18 protein-coding genes and 2 riboswitches are annotated in these 21,665 nt (G+C 38.0%); of the genes, 7 read left to right on the top strand and 11 right to left on the bottom strand.

The window, feature by feature from the left end:
• Positions 1-80 precede the first annotated feature (80 nt).
• Complete coding sequence (locus C0966_RS02870; protein ID WP_274853690.1) at positions 81-2,252, top strand: ATP-dependent Clp protease ATP-binding subunit; 2,172 nt, start codon at positions 81-83, stop codon at positions 2,250-2,252.
• Positions 2,253-2,324: 72 nt separating this feature from the next.
• Here the strand turns inward: C0966_RS02870 and C0966_RS02865 are convergent, their stop codons facing one another.
• Both C0966_RS02865 and C0966_RS02860 read right to left on the bottom strand, forming a co-directional pair.
• Positions 2,325-4,019 carry a M3 family oligoendopeptidase gene (locus tag C0966_RS02865; protein ID WP_274853689.1) on the bottom strand — a complete coding sequence of 565 codons (1,695 nt, stop codon included), beginning with the start codon at positions 4,017-4,019 and terminating at the stop codon, positions 2,325-2,327.
• Between the two features lie 108 nt (positions 4,020-4,127).
• On the bottom strand, positions 4,128-4,568 hold the full coding sequence (locus tag C0966_RS02860; RefSeq protein WP_274853688.1) for a MarR family winged helix-turn-helix transcriptional regulator: 441 nt from the start codon (positions 4,566-4,568) through the stop codon (positions 4,128-4,130).
• Between the two features lie 245 nt (positions 4,569-4,813).
• On the opposite strand from C0966_RS02860, the gene C0966_RS02855 reads away from it, so the two are divergent.
• The 3 genes from C0966_RS02855 (at position 4,814) to C0966_RS02845 (ending at position 8,640) form a co-directional block, all read left to right on the top strand.
• Entirely contained in the window at positions 4,814-6,310 is a 1,497-nt protein-coding gene (locus C0966_RS02855; RefSeq protein WP_274853687.1) for a PAS domain-containing sensor histidine kinase, read from the top strand.
• A 97-nt stretch (positions 6,311-6,407) separates the two neighbouring features.
• On the top strand, positions 6,408-7,652 hold the full coding sequence (locus C0966_RS02850; RefSeq protein ID WP_274853686.1) for an MFS transporter: 1,245 nt from the start codon (positions 6,408-6,410) through the stop codon (positions 7,650-7,652).
• 256 nt (positions 7,653-7,908) lie between these two features.
• Positions 7,909-8,640 (top strand): ZIP family metal transporter, encoded by a 732-nt coding sequence (locus C0966_RS02845; protein WP_274853683.1) that lies wholly within the window; start codon positions 7,909-7,911, stop codon positions 8,638-8,640.
• 124 nt (positions 8,641-8,764) lie between these two features.
• Here C0966_RS02845 and C0966_RS02840 read toward each other — a convergent pair whose 3' ends face one another.
• The 6 genes from C0966_RS02840 to C0966_RS02815 form a co-directional block, all read right to left on the bottom strand.
• On the bottom strand, positions 8,765-9,001 hold the full coding sequence (locus C0966_RS02840) for an aspartyl-phosphate phosphatase Spo0E family protein (protein WP_274853682.1): 237 nt from the start codon (positions 8,999-9,001) through the stop codon (positions 8,765-8,767).
• A 314-nt stretch (positions 9,002-9,315) separates the two neighbouring features.
• On the bottom strand, positions 9,316-9,849 hold the full coding sequence (locus C0966_RS02835; RefSeq protein WP_274853680.1) for a 1,2-dihydroxy-3-keto-5-methylthiopentene dioxygenase: 534 nt from the start codon (positions 9,847-9,849) through the stop codon (positions 9,316-9,318).
• A 21-nt stretch (positions 9,850-9,870) separates the two neighbouring features.
• Positions 9,871-10,506, bottom strand: coding sequence for a methylthioribulose 1-phosphate dehydratase (locus C0966_RS02830; RefSeq protein WP_274853677.1), 636 nt, complete (start codon positions 10,504-10,506; stop codon positions 9,871-9,873).
• Entirely contained in the window at positions 10,503-11,165 is a 663-nt protein-coding gene (locus tag C0966_RS02825) for a 2-hydroxy-3-keto-5-methylthiopentenyl-1-phosphate phosphatase (RefSeq protein ID WP_274853675.1), read from the bottom strand. The genes C0966_RS02830 and C0966_RS02825 overlap by 4 nt, the downstream gene beginning before the upstream one ends.
• Positions 11,162-12,385, bottom strand: a complete 1,224-nt coding sequence (gene mtnW / locus C0966_RS02820) for a 2,3-diketo-5-methylthiopentyl-1-phosphate enolase (RefSeq protein ID WP_274853673.1) — start codon at positions 12,383-12,385, stop codon at positions 11,162-11,164. Before mtnW ends, C0966_RS02825 begins: the two co-directional genes overlap by 4 nt.
• Positions 12,386-12,604: 219 nt before the next feature.
• Positions 12,605-12,708, bottom strand: a riboswitch (SAM riboswitch).
• An 86-nt stretch (positions 12,709-12,794) separates the two neighbouring features.
• Positions 12,795-13,967 carry a pyridoxal phosphate-dependent aminotransferase gene (locus C0966_RS02815; RefSeq protein WP_274853671.1) on the bottom strand — a complete coding sequence of 391 codons (1,173 nt, stop codon included), beginning with the start codon at positions 13,965-13,967 and terminating at the stop codon, positions 12,795-12,797.
• A 120-nt stretch (positions 13,968-14,087) separates the two neighbouring features.
• Here C0966_RS02815 and C0966_RS02810 point away from each other — a divergent pair, with 120 nt between their 5' ends.
• Entirely contained in the window at positions 14,088-14,870 is a 783-nt protein-coding gene (locus C0966_RS02810) for a carbon-nitrogen family hydrolase (RefSeq protein WP_274853669.1), read from the top strand.
• Between the two features lie 84 nt (positions 14,871-14,954).
• A riboswitch (SAM riboswitch) is annotated at positions 14,955-15,108 on the top strand.
• Positions 15,109-15,200: 92 nt separating this feature from the next.
• The gene (mtnK, locus tag C0966_RS02805; protein ID WP_274853667.1) at positions 15,201-16,385 is read left to right on the top strand and encodes an S-methyl-5-thioribose kinase; all 1,185 of its coding nucleotides are present in this window, start codon (positions 15,201-15,203) and stop codon (positions 16,383-16,385) included.
• Positions 16,386-16,408: 23 nt separating this feature from the next.
• Here the strand turns inward: mtnK and C0966_RS02800 are convergent, their stop codons facing one another.
• From C0966_RS02800 to C0966_RS02790, 3 genes are all read right to left on the bottom strand, one after another.
• Positions 16,409-16,936, bottom strand: coding sequence for a methylated-DNA--[protein]-cysteine S-methyltransferase (locus C0966_RS02800; protein WP_274853665.1), 528 nt, complete (start codon positions 16,934-16,936; stop codon positions 16,409-16,411).
• Entirely contained in the window at positions 16,933-18,441 is a 1,509-nt protein-coding gene (locus C0966_RS02795; protein WP_274853663.1) for a PAS domain-containing sensor histidine kinase, read from the bottom strand. The genes C0966_RS02800 and C0966_RS02795 overlap by 4 nt, the downstream gene beginning before the upstream one ends.
• Before the next feature lie 117 nt (positions 18,442-18,558).
• Positions 18,559-20,340 carry a methyl-accepting chemotaxis protein gene (locus C0966_RS02790; protein WP_274853662.1) on the bottom strand — a complete coding sequence of 594 codons (1,782 nt, stop codon included), beginning with the start codon at positions 20,338-20,340 and terminating at the stop codon, positions 18,559-18,561.
• 278 nt (positions 20,341-20,618) lie between these two features.
• Here C0966_RS02790 and C0966_RS02785 point away from each other — a divergent pair, with 278 nt between their 5' ends.
• Complete coding sequence (locus C0966_RS02785; RefSeq protein ID WP_274853661.1) at positions 20,619-21,665, top strand: acyltransferase family protein; 1,047 nt, start codon at positions 20,619-20,621, stop codon at positions 21,663-21,665.

Raw genomic sequence — 21,665 nt, 5'->3', positions numbered from 1 at the left:
AAATACTTGAAAGTCAAAGAAGGTCAAAGTATACTAAAGTCGAAAGGTCAAAGATAGTCAAAGTCAAAGGAGGAATTCAAATGATCTGCCAAAATTGCCAGAACAACGAAGCTGTTATTGAATTGAACGTCAATATCAATGGTAACAAACAGCATTATCATCTTTGCAATGATTGCTACCAAAAAGAAAGATCAAAATTAGGCGCTGCTTTTGGTCCTTCGATGATTGGATTTTCGGGCTTTAATCCATCTTCATTTGAGGACTTGTTTAAACAATTTTCAAGCTTTCCGAAAAATGATATGAACGGAATAACTGGAATGAGTGGTATAAGCGGAGCACAAGCCCAACAAGCCAACCATAGGGGCAACGGTTTTATCGACCAATTTGGACGCAACTTAACCCAACTGGCAAAAGCCGGCCTCATCGATCCAGTGATCGGTCGCGAGGAAGAAGTAAACCGCGTCATTGAAATTTTGAATCGCCGCAATAAAAACAATCCGGTCTTAATCGGTGAACCAGGTGTCGGAAAAACAGCCGTAGTCGAAGGGCTTGCCTTAAAAATCGCGGAGGGAAAAGTCCCTTCCAAACTTCTTAACAAAGAAGTATACTTGCTTGATGTTGCTTCCCTTGTTGCCAATACTGGAATTCGCGGTCAATTTGAAGAGAGAATGAAACAACTGATCTCTGAATTGCAAGCAAGAAAAAACATTATTCTATTTATAGATGAAATTCATCTCATAGTTGGTGCCGGTTCTGCAGAAGGGTCTATGGATGCAGGAAATATTTTAAAACCCGCTCTTGCCCGCGGCGAACTTCAGGTAGTTGGGGCAACTACATTGAAAGAGTACCGCCAAATCGAAAAAGATCCTGCATTAGAACGCCGTTTCCAGCCGGTGCAAGTACTCGAACCTTCACTTGAAAAAGCATATGAAATCTTGAAGGGTATTCAGTCAAAATACGAGGATTATCATGAAGTAAAGTACACAGATGAAGCAATCAGAGCGTGTGTGAATCTGTCACATCGTTATATTCAAGACCGCTTCCTTCCCGATAAAGCGATTGACTTAATGGACGAAGCCGGTTCAAAAATGAACCTAATGTCAGGAAATCCGGATAGAGATCAAATCGAAAAACGTCTAAGTGAAATTGCAAAAGAAAAAGACGCTGCTTTAAAAGAAGAAAACTATGAAAAAGCTGCTCGACTTCGTGATGAAGAAGCAAGACTGGAAAAATTATTAAATGACCAAACCGGTACAGACCGACCGGAAATTACCGTTCAGCACATTCAAGAAATTATCGAAAAGAAAACAGGTATTCCTGTTGGAAAACTTCAAGAAGATGAACAAACAAAATTAAAAAATCTTGAAGCAAACCTTGCAAATAAAGTAATCGGCCAAGAGGAAGCTGTAAAGAAAGTTGCGAAAGCAATACGCAGAAGCCGCGCCGGTCTTAAAGCAAAGAACCGTCCGATCGGATCATTCTTGTTCGTTGGTCCGACAGGAGTCGGTAAAACAGAATTGACAAAAACTTTGGCTGAAGAATTATTTGGTTCCAAAGATGCCATGATTCGCCTTGATATGAGCGAATATATGGAAAAACACAGCGTATCGAAAATCATCGGCTCTCCTCCTGGATATGTAGGTCATGAAGAAGCAGGACAACTGACTGAAAAAGTGCGCCGCAACCCATACAGCATTATATTGCTTGATGAAATTGAAAAAGCGCACCCGGATGTTCAACACATGTTCCTTCAAATTCTTGAGGACGGCCGATTGACAGACAGCCAAGGCCGAACAGTCAGCTTTAAAGATACTGTCATTATTATGACAAGTAATGCCGGTGTCGGTCATAGACCGATTAAAGTTGGATTTGATAAGAGTGATGCAGTAAATGAAACAAGCATCCTCGATTCACTTGGCAGCTTCTTCAAACCTGAATTTTTAAACCGCTTTGACAGCATCATTGAGTTTAAATCACTTGAAAAAGAGGATCTTCTAAAAATTGTAGACTTAATGCTTAAAGAATTAAATGAAACATTGCAGGAACAAGGCCTAAACATTGAAGTAACTCTTGAAGTAAAAGAAAAGCTTGTCGAACTAGGGATTGTTCCTGAATTCGGTGCACGACCGCTTCGCCGCGTCATTCAAGAACAATTAGAAGATAAAATTGCTGATTTTGTACTGGATCAGCCTGATGTAAAAGAATTGAAAGCAGTACTGCAAGATGACAAGATTGTCGTAACAGCAAAATAAAAAAGCGCAAGCGCCTAATCGAGGCGCCTGCGCTGGACAGTTTTAAAAAAATCCCGGGCAACCGGGATTTTTTTATAAAGATTTATCATCAACGGAATTTAGCCAATTTTCAATTTCACCTACGACAGATTGGACACACCCATCTTCGAAAGGAGAAATTAAGTTGGCTTTTTTTACAAGCTCCGTAAAAGGAAGGCTGCCGCCGAGTTTGCAAAGATTTACATAATCTTGCCATGCTTCTTCCCGATTTTCCCTGGAACGTTTCCAGAATTGGAAAGCACAAATTTGTGCAAGTGTGTAATCAATATAATAAAATGGAGAATTGTAAATATGGCCTTGACGCTGCCAAAATCCGCCGTTTTCAAGATACTCATTTCCATCATAATCTTTATGAGGCAAATATTTCTTTTCGATTTCCCTCCATGCCTGCTTTCTTTCTTTTGGAGTTGCTCCCGGATTTTCATATACCCAGTGTTGGAATTCGTCAACTGATACCCCGTAAGGAAGGAATAATAATGATGAACTTAAATGAGCAAACTTATATTTTTCTGTATCTTCTTTAAAAAACAACTCCATCCATGGCCAAGTGAAAAATTCCATGCTCATCGAATGAATTTCCGCAGCTTCGTAAGTTGGCCAAAAATATTCAGGGATATCAAAATGTCTGCTTGAATAAACTTGGAAGGCATGTCCGGCTTCATGTGTTAATACATCGATATCCCCTGATGTTCCATTAAAGTTTGAGAAAATAAACGGAGATTTATAATCTTCAATGAATGTACAATAGCCTCCGCCCGCTTTTCCTTTTTTTGCAACAAGATCCATTAAGCCGTTTTCCCGCATATAGCGGAAAAATGCTCCTGTTTCTTTTGAAAGTTCATCATACATCTTTTGCCCATTTTCGATAATCCATTCAGGGCTTCCTTTAGGCGTAGGGTTTCCGGTCTTAAAGTTAAACCCTTCATCATAATACTTTAACTTTTCTACACCAATCCGATCACGCTGGCGTTCTTTTAGTTTTGTGGCAATCGGAACGATAAATTCTTCCACCTGCTTGCGGAAATTGGCAACCATTTCAGCATTGTAGTCCGTACGGTACATACGGTAGTAGCCGAGTTCTACAAAGTTTTTATACCCGAGTTTTTGGGCAATTTCTGTCCGTACTTTTACAAGATCATCATAAATCCGATCGAGCGTTTCCTCATGATCAGCTAGAAAACCAAACTTCGCTTCACTCGCTCTTTTTCTCATCTCCCGATCTGTTGATTCAGTAAACGGATCGATTTGTGCAAGAGTCCGTTCCTCACCTTCGAAAAAGATCTTGGCAGAAGCAAGCAATTTCGTATATTCTGTTGAAAGTTTATTCTCTTTTTGAAGAAGGGGAACAATTTCCGGCGAGAAGGTTTTAAGCTGGGCCTCTGCCAATGCAAATAATTGTTTTCCCCACTTCTTTTCCAGCTCTTTTCGAAATGGCGATTGAACAAGGGCCTCATAATATTTGGTGACAAGCCCTTCAACTACAGGCTGAATCTCATCCATGTAATCCTGTTCATTTTTATAAAATTCATCGTTCGTATTAATGGAGTGCCTGATATAGCAAAGATTAAACATCGTGCTAATGTTATTACGAATTTTATTGATCTCTGTTATAGCCTCAATTTGCTGTTCAGCTGATGAAGCGGATTGAAACTTTTCTAGTGCAGATTGAAATAACTTTTCGGTTTTTTCGACATCGGGCCTTGCATATGTATATTCTTCAAATCTCATTTTTTCCTTCCTGACATAAATATTGAAAACCAATATAAACAGTTCTTCAGGCACATGCAGTTTTCCTTTTATTTGTTCAAATAAAAAACGGTCCACCATTGGACCGCACTAATATTTGCGAACAGATAATCCAAGCTTTTTTAACAAATAAATGGCTGTTTCTTTTTCTTCTTCTGTAAGATGGCTCATCAACTGATGGATATTTTGTTCATGCTCCGGAAAAATACTCTCAATAAACGATTTTCCTTTGTCAGTGATTTGAGCATACGTCACTCTACGGTCATTCGGGCAGGCGGCGCGGACCAATAACCCTTTCTGCTCTAATTTGTCAACAACATATGTAATACTCCCGCTTGCCAGCAAGATCTTATTGCCGATTTGCTGCAGCGGCTGTCTCCCTTTATGATAAAGTAATTCAAGAACAGCAAACTCAGTCGGATTCAATCCGTTTGATTGGATAAATTTAGTAACTTGTTCATCGATCGCTTTATAAGCCCTAGAAAGAACAATGAATAATTTTAAAGATTGGCTAACACTCTCAGAACTCATTTAAAATCTTCCTTTTTTCATATTCGTATCATCTAATTATAAAGAAATTGAAAATTTTTGTCAATTATGTCAACTGATCGAATTGCTTTGCAATCATTATCCTATTATGATTGAAAGCAACTCTCGTTGACTATCAAAGTTTGTGTTCCGGTCTAATTTTTTGTCCAATTTGTATGTGTAAACCATGAATCTGCAAAATTATGTTATAATAAAGGATGTTTGGAAATTGTAGTTGAGGTTTAATTATGTGCAAACTCAAGAAAAGTTTTATCATTTACCTTATTATTGTTATTATTCCTGCGCTTGCGGGATCATTTTATCACATTCATCAACTGCTGGATGAGGATTTCCAGAAGAGAAAAAATCACTCGAAATGGGTCGCCTCCATTCATCAAAAGAGCTGGGACCAATTAATAACCCAGACAGTCACAAGTCTTGATATTATTTCAATCTTAGTAGAAAATTCTCAGCAATATCCAGAAAATCTTACAGCCCTTCTTCGGCAAACACAACAAAGAGATCCTCGTTATGGAGGTCTTTATTTACTTGACCGAACCGGCAAGGTCATCACCGGGTCAAACGATTTTTTATCCAATGTAGATTTATCTGAGCGTGACTATATCAATACTGCAATATTAACGCAAGATACGATCATTTCTGATCATCCCGAAATTCTCGGCAATGGACAAAAAGTAATCGGATTAGCCATGCCCGTCTTTACTGATAAAAAAGAAATTCATTCAATATTGGTAGCCTATCTCCGCATCGATTATATCCAAAATATCATGAAGGTACTTACACCGGATACAAAGCTTTACATAGTGAATGATGATGATAAAACTATTATAAATATTAATACGGCCGCTGCTTCATCAATGAAAACTCAACAATGGGTAGTCGTGCCTCTCGAGCTTTTGCCATGGAGTATTAAAGCAGAGATTCGGGAATTTCAATTATCTTCTATATTGCCTAAGATGATCGAATTTTTGATAGGAATTCTTATTTTGTTCCATGTTTTATTTTTACTGGTTAAGTATATTTTATTAAAAAGGCAGGCAGCAAAGGAAAAGGCGCAAAATGAAGCTCAAAAGCTGGAGCTTGTCGGAACTCTGGCAGCCGGCACTGCCCATGAAATCAGGAATCCGCTTACCGGAATAAAAGGGCTTATTCAGCTTTTGAGCGAAAAATACAAAGACGAAAAAGACCAGTACTATTTTTCAGTTATTAATAAAGAAATTAAAAGGATCAATGAAATTGTCAGTGAATTTCTTATTCTTGGAAAACCTACTGCACAAATATTAGAAGTATTAGATTTGCGAAATATCTTTATTGAGCTTAATCCAATTATTTTATCAGAAGCAAATCTCTATAACGTTCGATATTATTGTTTGCTCCCTCCAGAGCCTGTACTAGTAAAATGTACAAAGGATCAAATAAAACAGGTCGTTTTAAATTTAACTAAAAATGCATTTGAATCGATGCCGGACGGCGGAATCTTAAAAATCGAATTAAAAATAGAAAATCGATCATGCATGATCGAAGTAACGGATACAGGGATAGGCATTGCAGAGGAAGAGCTTTCGAAGATTTTTGACCCATTTTATACTTCAAAAGATACCGGAACAGGATTGGGGCTTGTCATATGCAAACGAATTGTTGAATCTTTTGGGGGAACAATTCAGATTTTAAGCAATAAACAACAAGGCACGAAAGCGGTCATTACTTTGCCGCTTGATATTTGAATAGAATACAAGATTAAAAGAGCACGGCCTGAGATATAAAAAAATGTACATTTAAAAAAAAACGGGTATAATGCTTGGCCGAAAGGAGACAAATGAAATGAGCCAATATGCTGCGGCAGCAACTCCGATTTCAAAGAAACAAGGATCAGGAGAAGGAGCTACCTCTTTTAAGATATTATTAATTATCGGCCTGTGTCATTTGCTGAACGATACGATTCAGGCTGTTGTACCTGCTATGTTCCCCGTACTTGAGAAATCGATGGGGCTGACTTTTACACAATTGGGTTTAATTGCATTTTCATTAAATATGGTTTCCTCCATTATGCAGCCTGTAGTAGGTATATATACAGATAAAAAACCAAAGCCTTTTGCTTTGCCCATCGGATTAACCTTTAGCCTGTTGGGCATTCTCGGGCTTGCTCTTGCTCCAAGATTTGAGATTATTGTTATTTCTGTTTTATTGATAGGGCTCGGGTCTGCTGTATTTCACCCTGAAGGATCAAGGGTTGCCTATATGGCAGCAGGTCCGCGCCGCGGCTTGGCCCAGTCCATTTACCAGGTTGGCGGCAATTCAGGCCAAGCGCTCGCACCGCTTATTACAGCAGTGGTTCTCGTTCCACTAGGACAAATTGGTGCTCTATGGTTTACCCTTGTTGCCGCTGTAGCGGTAGGATTGTTAATTTATATCGCCAACTGGTACTCAATGAATTTAAAGATTGGGAAAACCAATTCGGCTAAAAAGAAAAAAACATCTTCAAGTGATGGCATAAAAAGCAAAGAGTCCGTCGCGTTCGCTCTTATTTTGATCTTATTTTTGATTTTTGCCCGGTCATGGTACATTTCGGGCATGACAAACTTTTATGCATTTTATGCGATAAACGAGTATTCATTTTCCATTAAAACGGCCCAGCTGTTTTTGTTTGCCTTTCTTGTTGCCGGTGCTGCCGGAACATTTTTTGGCGGCCCGCTTTCAGACAGATACGGAAAAAAAACGATTATTCTGTTATCCATGCTTGCAGCCGCCCCGATTACGATTTTAATTCCGCATGTTCCGCCGGTGGCAGCCTTTATTTTGCTGACAATAAGCGGTTTTATCTTGATGGCCAGCTTTTCAGTAACGGTTGTATATGCTCAAGAACTAGTACCAGGGAAAATCGGCACAATGGCGGGATTAACAGTTGGGCTGGCATTTGGGATGGGAGCTCTCGGATCAATCGGCATTGGGTACTTGGCAGACATCATTGGACTTACGAAAACCATAATCCTTACTGGCTTTTTACCTTTGCTCGGCATACTTACCATATTCCTTCCTTCTGATAAAAAGCTTACATTACAGAAATAATAATGTTTAAACCAGGATGCAAAAGCACCCTGGTTTTTTATTGAAATTCACTTCCAAAAAAAGAGAAAGAATTTATGAAGGTCAACAGGTGCTTGAATGATTGGGCAGATGCCTTTTTTATTTTGTAAGAAAATTTAATATTTCGACAGTTAAACCGAAATATAAACATTGTACAAAGTATTCGAATGATTTTTATTGTAAGAAAGGTTATAAATTCCATATAATAAGGTTATCAACAGAAAGGTATGAAGTTGTTATGAATGAAGTGATATTAGGGAGTGTTTTATCAGCTCTTTCCACCGGACTCGGAGCATTAATTATTCTGTTTTTACAAAGTTCGATTACACACGGTTGGCGGGATGTTCTGCTTGCATTTACTGCAGGAATTATGATGGCTGCTTCAACAATAGGTCTCATCCCTGAGGCTCTTAAATACGGGGGATTTGTCCCTTTAGCCGCGGGAATTTTCCTTGGAGTTCTAATATTAACATTGTTAGAAATGAATATTCCACATATGGAATTGCAGCATTCCCAAAAAAATATTCAGTTTGATGAAAAAGCTATGCTAATTATCACAGCAATAACTCTTCATAATATACCGGAAGGGTTGTCGGTCGGTGTCAGTTATGCTTCAAGTGCAGGAGAAACCGGAAATTTAATTGCATTCGCAATCGGTTTGCAAAATGCTCCGGAAGGGTTTTTAGTCGCTTTGTTCTTAATCAACCAGAAAATCAATAAATTTACTGCATTTATCATCGCCACTTTAACAGGTGCAATTGAAATTGTAACTTCAATGATCGGGTATTATTCGACTTCTTTTGTGAAGGGGCTTATACCTTACGGCCTTGCTTTTGCTGCTGGCGCGATGTTGTTTATCATTTATAAAGAACTGATCCCTGAAAGCCATGGCGATGGCAATGAACAAACATCAACATACTCTTTTATTGGCGGTTTATTGTTTATGATTCTGCTATTTGAGTTATTCTAATCTACTAATGAACTTATCAAAAAGTATTTAACCTTGCCATATTCGCGGCAAGGCTAATGTATTACAAAATGGAAATGACTATGTAATCAATTTTTCTAAATTTCTATTAATAAACAAATTTTTTTCATGCATTGGCAACTGCCTTTGGCATTGCTACAAAAATTTGTTTTCGAGTAGTGTTTACTTTATTACCGTTTGATCTGCTTTGAAATGTCCTTTGATATTCATTAAGAAGCATGTCCAATTCCTGGCTGCAGCGAATCGTTCTCTCACTTGTTAGCCCATGTTTTTGAGCGGAGTCAATCATTTTTTCCCTCTTGTGCTGAATTTCTTTCATCATCCTTTGTTTATTAGTACACAACCTCTTTTCCTCCTAATCTTTTCAATCTTCTTAAGAATATTCGTAAATACATTACTTCAATATTACAAGAATTTCTATGAATGTAAATAGAATCGCAAAATTAGACATTATTTTTCCTAAAAAATTTTTTTCGACTAAAAGTCTGAAAAATGCTGTTCTATTCGACAATTTTTTTAAAGGATGATGGAAGATTTTAAAGCATTTTTTGGAGAAATAAGGATTAAATTAAAAAGGGGCTGACTGAAAAACAAAGGGTCAGACCCCTCCAATTCAAAATATATTGTTGGAGGGAGTCAGACCCTATTCGGAACTTCTTACTGTTCGACTTCTTCCTTTTCGTAAATGGGAACCCAGCCTTCTGTTGTAACAAAAATTCTTACTGCAACCACTTTACGGTCATCTGAAAGAGTGAAATAGTGGCGGGTATTTTCTGGAACGGAAATTAAATCTCCGGGATTTAAATGCACTTCAAAGAAGTTGTGGTCTTTTCCTTGAATAATAAAAACTCCATGACCGCTGACAATAAATCGGACTTCATCATCTGTATGATGGTGTTCTCTTTGGAAATTTTCGAGCAGCTGTTCCAGATTAGGTGTATGTTCTGCCAGAGAAATAACATCCTGAGCTTTATATCCTCGGCGGGCAGAAATGTCTTCAATTTCGGTTTTAAAAACTTCAAGAATTTGTTCTTTTTCTTCATCTGTTAATAAATATTTTTCTCGAAGATTGGATGGAAGCTTTGATATATCCCATTGCTCATAAATTACTCCTTGATTTTCTAAAAATACAGCTACATCCTCTTGAATTTCAATTTTTTCTCCACTGTTTTGCAAGACTATGTACGCCATTTTTCATTCTCCTTTCATTTTTTAGACAACTCTTAACTGTTGATATGACTTATATTCAAGAAGCTTTAATTGATAACGGAATAAAAATTCCGACGCTTCCAGAATTTTTTTCGCTTCAAATGCATTTCTTCCCCAGACAGTAATGCCGTGGTTTCGAATTAATACAGCCCCTGTATCCTCTTTGACGTGCTCAGAAAATGTTCTTGCCAATGTTGGAATATGGGCATGATTATGAATAATCGGAAAACAAAGTACAGCGTCATCCTCCCATATATCAAACGCTTTGATTAATTCCTGACCTTGAAATTTCACTTCACCTTTATCACCGTAAATTTCGGAAATGACATTGTTATCAACTGTATGCACATGCAAACTGCATCCAGCATTCGTCTTTTTGTAAATTTCTACATGAAGCAAAGTTTCAGCTGATGGCTTTAAGTGAGTGTTTTCTACCGGCCGACCGTTTTCGTCAACAAGAAGAAAATCCTCTTCCGTACGTTTTCGCTTGTCTTTGCCGCTTGCTGTTACAAGAAATTGCAAAGGTTTGTCACTAACCTTAATTGCGAGATTCCCGCTCGTCCCCATAAACCAGTCTCTTTCCGCCAATTCATCTTTTACATCAGCAAGCTCATTCCATCTCTCAGCCAACAAACTCATGCTCTCACCCCAATCATCTTTTTAATAGATTCTATACAATCAAAAAATGTTTCAAATGAATCAAATCGAATACCTAGTTCCCGGCATTTATCCTCTAAAAAATCCCGGGCAAGAACGTAATCAGCCTGTTTAGCTGCTTCTAAATCCGTGATCGAGTCGCCAACCACAATTTTATAAAATCTGTTTCCTTCCAGTTTTCTGATAACGGAAGGCTTGCAGCAGCCGCAACCATTTGAACAATAATCATCACAGCTGTACGGCCATAGAATCTCAATATTTTCCCCGCTGAAATCAGCTCCGTTGCAATATAATCCTGCAAAAGGTCCAAATCTTTTAAGAATTGGTTCTACAAAAAAATCAATTCCGCCGCTAACAATAAATAATGGAATATCATGTTCATTAAGAAAATCAATGAACTCTTGAAATCCGGGGCGAATAGAGGCATTCTGAACAGTAAAATGGGCAATTTTATTTCTTAATCTGCTTGGGAGAAGGGAAAACATCTTCCCTACTCCCTCTTGGTTTGTAATTTCCTGAGCTAAAATTTGGTCCTTCACTTGAATCCACTCAGAAGGAGCGAAATTTTGCATAATCGAAATTATATTATCTTTTTCCGTAATCGTTCCATCAAAATCACAAAATACGGCAAATTTTTTCATACGTTCACCTCGAAGGAACCCCATAAATCAATTGCCTTTCTAAGTTCTGGAAAGGTCTCCGCGCTTTCGGATAGTGATTTGCCGGAAAGAACTGCATCAATTGCCTGCCTGAATGCAAGTCCTCCTCCCTTTGTGCCATCCGGATGTCCGTGAACACCGCCGCCTGCATTGATAATGCTGTCAATTCCAAAATCCTGTACAAGAAGAGGCACCAAGCCTGGATGAATGCCTGCTGAAGGAACCGGAAAGCTCGGCTTATAGTCTTCTCTTTCTCTTAAAGCTACAGCCATCGCAAGTGCCTTGTCTCTTTCAAGTGCAACCGTCCCATACGGTGAAGGAAACAAAGAGAAATCGGCTCCCGCATAGCGGGTTAGCTTACCGAGTAAAAGCGAATGAGACAAACCGTAGTAAGGTGATGAGGTGATCGCGCCGCTGAATGCCGGGTGAGCCATAATCGGGAGGGCAATGTTATCATCTTCCCGAAGCTCTTGAAGAATGTCCAAGCCATAGGAAAACACATTAAACAGCAATATGTCTGCACCCAATTCCGCAGCCTTTCTTGCCTGATCACGAAGCTTTGACGAACGCCCTGTTAAATTGACTGCATACAATGTCCGGTGCCCGGTTGTTTCAAAAACATCAAGGAGAGCTTTTTTCCCTTCAGTTATTCGTTGTTCAAATGGCGTCAGCTCATTTTCAAACAGTATTTCGTCATCTTTCACAATATCGACTCCGCCTTTTGCCTGTTCCTTTAGCTGGAATAGCAAATAATTAAGATCCCGGCCAATTAAGCCTTTGAAAATACTCATGACGAGCGGCCTATCGTACACATTTAATTTTTCACGGATGCCGGGAATGCCGAATCGCGGTCCGGGAAAAGCTTTTTTTAGCTCGCTGCTAAACTGTAAATCCAGCAGTTTTATTTTTCCATCCATTGATAATTTTCCGAAAACAGTTGTTAATATGGCTGGAATGTCAAATGAAAAATTCACTGTCGGATAGGCAATTTTAATCAAAGCTTCCGTTTCTTTTTGAGCTCCCCCGGGTGCCAGACCTTCTACAGAAACGACTCTCCCCTTATGTTTTTTGAGCTGATTTTTTTCGAGTTCAGGCAAATTGGTCCAGGAACCGACTGTTAGCCCAAGGGCAATTTCTTCCGCTTTTTTTTCAGGGTCATGTTTGGAGTCAAACACTAAGTACGTCGCAATGATTTCACTCAATTGGAATCTTCCTTTCATGGAAACTGGTTAATACTTACGAAAAATGTTTATTTTTGTTTATCAGGAGTTTACTCCCGTTCAAGGTGCATTTGCTCCCATTCGGCAGGCATCGATATCCTTAAGACTGGTCGATAAATTCAAAAACCGGTTGATAACCTCTTTCTTACGCAACAAAAAAACCTCTTCGACAAGAAGAGGTTAGTGCTGCAAACTAAGATCTTCTCATCTTTCAGCTATTGCTGCAAGAATTAGCACCGTGCTTATAAAATAAGTCGGTTGCCGGGCTTCATTGGGCTCGTCCCTCCGCCTGCTCTTGATAAGAAAACAATATTTGGTTCATATTCAATTTTTTACGCGCTAGATTTATTTGGATTATCGCAGGAATATTTTGATTTGTCAATCCATCATTTTAAAAAATTTTTAAAGCTTTAATTCGCTCAACTGCTTCTAAAAGTCTTTCTTCAGAAGTCAGTAATCCTGCTCTGACATAGCCTTCTCCATGCTTGCCAAAGCCAATGCCCGGCGCAACGACGATATGCGCTTTTTCAAGAAGATAATCAGAAAATTGTTCTGATGTAAAGTTATCCGGCACTTTCAGCCAGGCAAAAAATGATCCTTTTGGAGCTGTTACGTTCCAGCCTATTGACCTTAACCCGTTAATCAAAACATTTCGTCTTGACTCGTACATTTTGTTCAGTTTTTCTACACATTCCTGAGACTCTGTCAACGCAGAAGCTGCGGCCTCCTGAACTGCTCCAAACAAGCTGACATACAAGTGATCCTGTAAAAGGTTAATGGCAGAAATCACACTTTCGTTTCCAACCGCAAACCCGACCCGCCATCCTGCCATGTTATAAGTTTTAGAGAGTGTGTAAATTTCAATACCGACATCTTTTGCACCTTCAAACTGCAAAAAGCTTAGCGGCTTTTGTCCGTCAAAGCCGATGGCTCCATATGCAAAGTCATGAACAACACAAATATCATTTTCCTCGGCAAACTTGACAGTCTGTTCAAAAAATTCTTTTGTCGCCGTTGCCCCGGTCGGGTTATTCGGGTAATTCAAAAACATTAATTTTGCTTTTTTTGCATCTTCTTCCGGCAGATCGGCAAAATCAGGAAGAAAGTCGTTTTCTTCACGGAGCGGCATGGTGATCATCTCAGCACGAGCCAATACAATCCCTGACCAATAATCCGGGTATCCCGGATCAGGAACGAGAGCGGCATCCCCCGGGTTTAACAGACATTGCGGAATTTCAACAAGCCCGGCTTTCCCGCCGAACAATATTGCCACCTCTTTGTCCGGATCCAGTTCCACCCCGTATTCCCGTTTATAAAATAACGCAGCTGCTTGTTTTAAATATCGAAATCCCTGAAATGGTGAATATTTATGGTTCACAGGGTTTGCTGCAGCTTGCTGAAGTTTTTTCACAATATGTTCAGGAGTCGGCTGGTCAGGGTTTCCCTGGCCTAGATTAATGACATCATAGCCTTTCTCAATATATTGGTTTGTTTTTTTTACAAGCGAAGCAAAAAATTGTTTCGGAAGGCTGTTTAATAAATCAGATTGGGAGAAATGTTTCATCGTTACACCTACAATCAGAAATTATTTTCATTTTATAAAATTGTTGAAATTCTAGTCAAAAATAATATAACGTAAATGTAAGCTTGTAAAGAATAAAATTTTTCAAACAGGGTGAAGGTCATGAAATTAACTATAGCATGTATTCAGATGGATCTTGCCTTCGGCGATCCGAAAAAAAATTTTCAATCTGCGGAAAATCTTATACAAGAAGCTGCTGCAAAAAAACCGGATATAATTCTTCTTCCGGAATTATGGACTACAGGATATGATTTGACTCGAATCAATGAAATAGCCGATGAAAATGCTAGTGAAACAACTGTTTTTCTGCAAAATGCAGCAAGAAAACACGGGATCCATTTTGTTGGTGGCTCCGTTGCAAACAAAACCTCTGAAGGAGTCTTTAACACGCTTTTGATTGTCGACAAACACGGCAATAAAATTCACGAATACAGTAAACTCCACTTATTCAAGCTGATGAATGAACATCTTTTTTTGACCCGCGGAAAATCAAAAGGTTTATTTCAGCTTGAAAACAGAAAATTTGCAGGGGTAATTTGCTACGATATTCGTTTCCCGGAATGGATCCGCACTCATACTGCGGAAGGTGCAGAAGCATTGTTTGTTGTGGCAGAATGGCCTCATTCCCGACTTTCCCATTGGCGAAGCCTCTTAATCGCACGCGCAATCGAAAATCAATGTTTTGTCATTGCCTGCAACCGTTCCGGGCAAGACCCGAACAATACATTCGCGGGTCATTCCATGATTATTGATCCGTGGGGGGAAATCATTGCAGAAGCCGGAGAGCAGGAAGAAATTCTTGTTGCCGAAATTAATTTGAGCGAGACAGAAAAGGTTCGGAAAATGATCCCTATTTTCGAAGACCGAATGCCGGACTTTTATTAGGAAATTTGAAAAAATATTGACATATCTATTTTTTCACTGTTATTATTTCAATCAAACGAATTTTACAAAAAAACAATAAATGTTCTCTTATCAAGAGCAGGCTGAGGGACTTGGCCCAATGAAGCCCAGCAACCGACTGTAATACCATTGCAAAATGGGGCGCAACATGCGCCGGGGTTTTACCCTGCAAGGCACGGTGCTAATTCCAACAGAAAGGAAACTTTCTGACAGATAAGAGGCGAGAAGTACATTAATCTTCAAGCCTCTTTCAATATGAGAAAGAGGCTTTTATAATTGATAAGCCTCTTTGATTAAGGAGGAATAATTGACATGGCTTTATTGCAGCAACAAAACTATGAAACCCTTAATGAAGCTTCAGCAGCAGAATTAGCAAAAAATTTAAATTTATTTTATGAAGATGCCGAGTTAACCACATCAGAAATCGGCGATGGAAACTTAAATCTTGTTTTTCGGGTGAAAGATCCGCTACGCGGGAGTAGTGTCATTATCAAACAAGCTCTGCCATACGCAAAAGTCGTTGGCGAGTCTTGGCCTCTTACATTAAAACGAGCAAAAATTGAAGCAGATGCGTTAAAGCTTTTTAAAGAACTTGCTCCCGAGTTTGTTCCTGAAGTTTATTTCAGTGATGAAACATTTGCAATCACAGTGATGGAAGATCTTTCTCATCTTTCGATTGCACGAACAGGACTAATTCAGGGAGAAGAATATCCTCTGATCTCAAAGCACCTTGGTGAATATCTTGCGAATACTTTATTTTTTACCTCCGATTTTGGATTAAAACCTAGTGATAAGAAAGAATTAGTCCAAAAATTCATTAACCCGGAACTTTGCAAAATAACAGAAGACCTTGTCTTTACTGATCCATTCTTTGATTCAGAGACAAACTCATTTGAGGAAGAATTAAGAGACGAAGTGAAAAAATTATGGGCTGATGAAAAGGTTAAACTTGAAGCAGCCATTTTAAAACAAAGTTTCTTAACGGAGGCTGAATGCCTGCTTCACGGAGATTTACATACTGGCAGCGTTTTTGCGAGTAAGACTGAAACAAAAGTAATCGATCCTGAATTTGCTTTTTACGGGCCAGCCGGCTTTGACCTCGGCCAAGTGATCGCCAATCTTCTTTTCCAGGCGATCTCTTGCGAAAGCAAACAAGAAAGCATCTTTTCGCATATTCAAACTTTTTGGGAAACATTTACTGAAGAATTTAGCAGATTATGGGCTGAATCGAATACGGAACCTTATTCCAAAACGGAGGGCTACCTGGAGAAAGTGCTCAAAAAATATTTCAAAGATTCGATCGGATTTGCCGGCTGCGAACTAATTCGCCGTACGATAGGCTTAGCCCATGTTGCCGATTTAGATGGGATAAGCGATCAGAGCAAACGGATAAATGCGAAAATTAGAACATTAAATCTTGGAAAAAAACTAATTGTTTCAAGAGAACAGTTTGGAAACATAAACGAGCTCATTTCCAATATTAAAGATAGTTTGTAAGAAACGGTAACAAAAAGCAGACTCTATACTGTCTGCTTTTTCTTTTTGCGTATTTCATTCGATTTGAATTCCGCCTTTTCGAGTAATAAAAGTTTTTCCTTGATATCTACTCGGTTTCCAGCATACCCGGTTAACGATTTATTTTTCCCGATCACTCGGTGGCACGGAACGATAATCGGAAACATATTTGCTTTGTTTGCCTGACCAACAGCTCTTACCGCTTTAGGTCTCCCGACTTTTTCAGCAATGTCTCGATAACTTCTCGTTTCTCCAAAAGGTATTCGGATAAGCTGGTTCCAGACAGCTAATTGAAAGTCAGTTCCAACTTGCTTCAGAGGCAAATCAAAATTTTTCCGTTTTCCTTCAAAATATTCATTGAGTTGGCATACACACTTTAAAAGAATCGGATGATCTGGGTCATATACTATTTCTTCAGAAGTTTCATTGACATTAAAATCGTCTTCGCCAATATGAATTGCAGCCAATTGTTCATCCTCTGCAACAATATATAAGTTCCCAATTTCCGATGGGCAGATCGTATATTTTCTCATAAACTTTTTCCTTCACTGCCTTTATGAATCGGTAAATAAATATGAAAGGTTGTTCCGATTCCTTCTTTGCTTTGTACATCGATAATGCCATTATGTTCTTCAACGATTTTATAACTGACCATTAAACCAAGCCCTGTTCCTCGTTCTTTTGTTGTAAAAAAAGGTTCACCAAGTTTCATAATTTTTTCTTCAGACATGCCGGGTCCTTCATCCTCTACTGAAATATGTATTTTATTGTCATTTGTTTTCTTCACTGAAACCGTTATGATACCGCCATTTGGCATCACTTCAATGGCATTTTTAATAATATTGATAAACACCTTTTTTAATTGATTTGGCTCACAGTATAACAATGGCAAATCTTTTTCATAATAGGTTTTGAACTGTACATCATGCAATACTGCCTGGGCATTTAAAAGTTCGACTGTTTCTCTCATAATTTTTACGACGTTGAACTCGACAAATTTCACTGCTTGCGGCTTTGCCAAAATTAAGAATTCATTAATAATCGAATCCATGCGCTGCAATTCTGTCGAAATGACGTGGAAATACATTGAATGATCTTCTTTTATGCTCCCCTGAAGCAATTGAATAAATCCTTTAAGTGCTGTCATCGGATTTCGGATTTCATGGGCAATGCCGGCTGCTAGTTCGCCAATAACATGAAGAGTATCAGATTTCCTGAGCTGTTCCTCCATTTCCAATTTTTCTGTAATATCACGAAAAACGGAAAGATTTAAGCCGGAGATCAAATTAGATTTTGCCGAAAATTCGAAATACTTTTGTTTTGAATCATTCATCTTTGCAGAAAGCGTACCAGTTATCTGCCCGTCTTTTTCTAGTTTTTTCATATGCTCATCAAGATTCTCTTTTTTTACATTGTATTTGCTCAACAAGGTGGTTAAAGATTGGCCGATTATTTCTTCTTTAGTAAGACCAAGCATTTTAACTCCAGTTTGATTTATATCAACGATTTTGAAATTTTCATCCCAAAGAATGATGCCTTCAAAAGATCCGTCAAAAATCTTCCGGAATTTTTGCTCACTCTCTCTAAGCTTCTTTTCCATTTTAAAACGTTCAGTAACGTTCCGCAAAATCATAATATTAAGTCCGTTTCGATTTATTTTGGCAGTAAATTCAAGCAATTTCTTCTGACCGTTTGGCATAAGAAAGAGCAGTTCGTCACGTATCGCTCCGGTGCTATTTAATTTTCTGACAATTCTATGGAATTTTTCGTTTTTCTCATAAACAAAATCGAAAAGTATCTTTCCGCATAATTCATTTTGGCTGCATTCAAATATTTTTGCCGCAGATTTATTAGCCTTTACCACTTCCCCGTTTTCCCGCCAAAATACGATTCCATCGATGGCTTCTTCAAATAAATCTATGTATAAATCTTCATTTTTATTTGCAAGTTCTTCTTTCAATCTTTTATTTTCTTTTTCTAATACAGAAATTTTCTCCAGCAGCTGCTGACATTCTTCGTTCGTTAAAGCTCCTTCCACTGTTTTTCCTCCTCACAGCAATTTCCAATAATTAATATTAATTCGACAAAATATCCAATAAATCCTCCATTCAGAGCCTGAGGAAATAGCCGTTTCTAAAATGAAACGGCCTGTTTTTTACAATTTAAATTTTCCTATCATGGCATTTAATTGATCGGCCAATTCTGAAAGCGATTGAGAATTGTTTGATATTTCTTCCACAGTGTAATTTGTTTGCGTAATGGAAGCACTGGCTTGTTCTATGCCTGCAGCAGATTGTTCAGAAACAGATGCGACATTTTCGATCGATCTGTTCATTTCAACTGAACTATTAGCCAATTGCTCCATACTGCTCCCAATTTCATTTACTTTTTCTGCCATAAGCGATACAGCCTCATAAATCTTATGGAAGGTTTGTCCGGTAATTTCGATTTGCTCGGTGCCTTCTTCCACTTGCTTATACCCGGCTTGAAGGGAGGAAACAACATTGTCTGATTCTGATTGAATACCCTTTACAATTTTCGTAATGTCCGAAACTGAGAACGAAACTTGTTCAGCCAGTTTGCGTACTTCATCTGCTACTACGGCGAATCCTCTTCCATGTTCACCGGCACGGGCTGCTTCAATCGCAGCATTTAAGGCAAGGAGATTTGTTTGGTTTGCTATTTCTTGAATAACTTGAACGAGTTTTGAAATTTGTTTCGTCTGTTCGTCGAGTCCCTGGACTTTTTCTACGGACAATTTCATAATCTCATTGATTCTTTCCATTTGCTGCTGGGATTCACTCATCAACTTATCCCCGTCTTTTGTCATTGATAGCACATCATTCGATGCAGTTCGAATCATCATTCCACTATCACTTGCTTTTTTCACTTTTAGCAAATAGTCTTCCATCATTTTAGCCAAACCGGTTGCAGAATTTGCTTGTTCTTCCGCACCTCCGGCCAATTCCTGCATGGTCGAAGTAATTTGCTGGCTCGCTGCCCTAACTTCATTTGCTGCTGTATTTAATTCGCTGCTTTTATTTTTTACATAATTTGAAACAACGGAAATTTCCTGGATCATTGACTGGAGTTTTTCCTTCATTGAATTGGTCGCTTTGCTTAATTCTGCAATTTCATCTTTTCCGTCATATTCGACCGCTTTTACTTTTAAATTCCCTGCTGCAATTTCGTTTGAAACGTTCACGATTTGGCCTAGTTTAGTGGAAACAAGTTTTTCGATAATTAAGATGCTTGATATTCCTAATAGAGCAGATACAAAAATTGAAACAACAAGAACAACTAAAGTAGTAATTAAACCGGCTTTTGCAGTAGTGACGGCATTTTGTTGTTCTTTTTTCAAAATTTCATGCAGTTTGTCAAGCTTTATTACCGTTTCTGCAATTAACTGATCTGCTTGGAGCTTTCCAAGCCTGTACTCGCGTTCGTGCTGATTCTTTACCTCAGGTTTGATCACATCGGTAAACAGTAATGTAATTTTCTTGTCATTCTCATCTATTTGTTGAAATAATTTCTTAGTTTCCAATGTCGTAAGAGAAGAATAAATATTTTTCTTTAATTGATCAAAGTTTTCGGTTAACTCGTCAAAATATGTTATATGTTTAGGATTTGAATCAATAATATAATTCCCAATCGTACTTCCTTTTTGATGAAAAATTGCTGCAGCTTCCGTCAAATTTATGGCCTTTTCGCCCGTTTCTTTCACAGAATCCATTTTTGAGTTTACCTGGGACAATAGACCGAATGTAATAATAGTAGAAAGCGTGAACAATCCAATAGTAATAAATAATGCAACTCCATATTTTTGCCCCAGCCTTAAATTTTGCCAAAAATTAAGACCGGTTAAAAAATGGGGCAGGTTTTCTCGCTTGTTGCCCTTTTTTTCTTTATTGTATAAAACCTTTTGGACCCCTTTCATGATTTGCCCCCTTATTTCATAAAACCTGAACGTAAACGAAATCTTAACATATAGATAAAAGAAGATTATGTTTTTTTTATTATAATAAAAGTATGAGAGGTTTGAAAGAAATACTTGCCATTCAAACACAAATTTACCTGTTTATAGTTAGAAATTTATTTTATTTTTTCCATATACACCGATAATTTTACACTGAACTACTAGTTTACAGCATGGTAAAGTAGGGAAGGATATAAAAATATAGATAATTACGGGGTCAGAAATTAGGGAGGACAACAATGAAACAACGTAATTATTACTTCGATAATGCAAAATTTATCTTAATCTTCTTTGTCGTTTTCGGGCATTTGCTCCGGCCCTTTATCGAAAATCACGAAATCATCTATACAATCTATAAAGTAATTTATACCTTTCACATGCCTGCTTTTATCGTCGTCTCAGGTTTTTTTGCAAAAGGTTTTTATCAAAAAGGATATGTAAAAAAAATTGCTAAAAAATTAATTTTACCTTATATTATCTTCCAAATCATATACTCTATTTTCTATTATTTCTTATATGAGCAGTCCGAGCTAAAAATGGATCCGTTCGATCCTCATTGGTCTCTTTGGTTCCTTATTAGTTTATTTTGCTGGAATATGATGCTCTTGCTGTTTGCTAAATACAAAGCTGCCGCATCGATCGCCGCAGCACTTATTATTGGGCTTTTGATCGGATACGTCGATTCGGTTTCAAATTATTTAAGCTTATCAAGAACTTTCGTCTTTTTTCCGTTCTTTTTGCTTGGATATTACTTAAGAAAAGAACACATATCCGCCTTATTTAGTGTAAAATTTCGATTATTTTCTCTTGCTGCCTTTATCGTCGTATTTATCGGATTTTATATCTATCCGGAAATGAATTATGAATGGCTGCTCGGTTCAAAACCATATGGGGAACTCGGAGAAGCTTCATTCACAGCAATGTTTACAAGGCTGGGGTTGTATATTTTAAGTGTGATCATGGTTTTCAGTTTTTTTGCTTTCGTTCCAAGAAAACAATATTTCTTTACCAGCTTGGGAAAAAATTCATTGTATGTATATTTGCTTCATGGATTTTTTGTCCGGACATTCCGTGAAAGTGAAATCCAAAAATTTTTCCATGAACCTGAAAACTTCTTATTGCTTGCAGGAATTTCGTTGCTTCTTACGATTGTGTTATCGAGCCAAATTACTATTTCCTTAGCACAGCCTCTTATTGAATTTAAATTATCAAGACTAAAGCTGCTGCAGACATGGATAGTTAGTATTGTAAAATTTTATAGAAAAAAACTTCACAATGAGATATAA

The organism is Bacillus methanolicus (assembly GCF_028888695.1).
GTDB lineage: Bacteria > Bacillota > Bacilli > Bacillales > Cytobacillaceae > Bacillus_Z > Bacillus_Z methanolicus_B.
Note: the sequence above shows the minus strand (reverse complement) of the source record. Positions and strands in the feature narration are given on the sequence as shown.

What these genes read in the sequence shown, in the direction of transcription:
- C0966_RS02870 (WP_274853690.1), top strand. Translation starts at nt 81, where the DNA reads ATGATCTGCCAAAATTGCCAGAACAACGAAGCTGTTATTGAATTGAAC.
- C0966_RS02865 (WP_274853689.1), bottom strand. Translation starts at nt 4,019, where the DNA reads ATGAGATTTGAAGAATATACATATGCAAGGCCCGATGTCGAAAAAACC.
- C0966_RS02860 (WP_274853688.1), bottom strand. Translation starts at nt 4,568, where the DNA reads ATGAGTTCTGAGAGTGTTAGCCAATCTTTAAAATTATTCATTGTTCTT.
- C0966_RS02855 (WP_274853687.1), top strand. Translation starts at nt 4,814, where the DNA reads ATGTGCAAACTCAAGAAAAGTTTTATCATTTACCTTATTATTGTTATT.
- C0966_RS02850 (WP_274853686.1), top strand. Translation starts at nt 6,408, where the DNA reads ATGAGCCAATATGCTGCGGCAGCAACTCCGATTTCAAAGAAACAAGGA.
- C0966_RS02845 (WP_274853683.1), top strand. Translation starts at nt 7,909, where the DNA reads ATGAATGAAGTGATATTAGGGAGTGTTTTATCAGCTCTTTCCACCGGA.
- C0966_RS02835 (WP_274853680.1), bottom strand. Translation starts at nt 9,849, where the DNA reads ATGGCGTACATAGTCTTGCAAAACAGTGGAGAAAAAATTGAAATTCAA.
- C0966_RS02830 (WP_274853677.1), bottom strand. Translation starts at nt 10,506, where the DNA reads ATGAGTTTGTTGGCTGAGAGATGGAATGAGCTTGCTGATGTAAAAGAT.
- C0966_RS02825 (WP_274853675.1), bottom strand. Translation starts at nt 11,165, where the DNA reads ATGAAAAAATTTGCCGTATTTTGTGATTTTGATGGAACGATTACGGAA.
- C0966_RS02815 (WP_274853671.1), bottom strand. Translation starts at nt 13,967, where the DNA reads ATGAAACATTTCTCCCAATCTGATTTATTAAACAGCCTTCCGAAACAA.
- C0966_RS02810 (WP_274853669.1), top strand. Translation starts at nt 14,088, where the DNA reads ATGAAATTAACTATAGCATGTATTCAGATGGATCTTGCCTTCGGCGAT.
- mtnK (WP_274853667.1), top strand. Translation starts at nt 15,201, where the DNA reads ATGGCTTTATTGCAGCAACAAAACTATGAAACCCTTAATGAAGCTTCA.
- C0966_RS02800 (WP_274853665.1), bottom strand. Translation starts at nt 16,936, where the DNA reads ATGAGAAAATATACGATCTGCCCATCGGAAATTGGGAACTTATATATT.
- C0966_RS02790 (WP_274853662.1), bottom strand. Translation starts at nt 20,340, where the DNA reads ATGAAAGGGGTCCAAAAGGTTTTATACAATAAAGAAAAAAAGGGCAAC.
- C0966_RS02785 (WP_274853661.1), top strand. Translation starts at nt 20,619, where the DNA reads ATGAAACAACGTAATTATTACTTCGATAATGCAAAATTTATCTTAATC.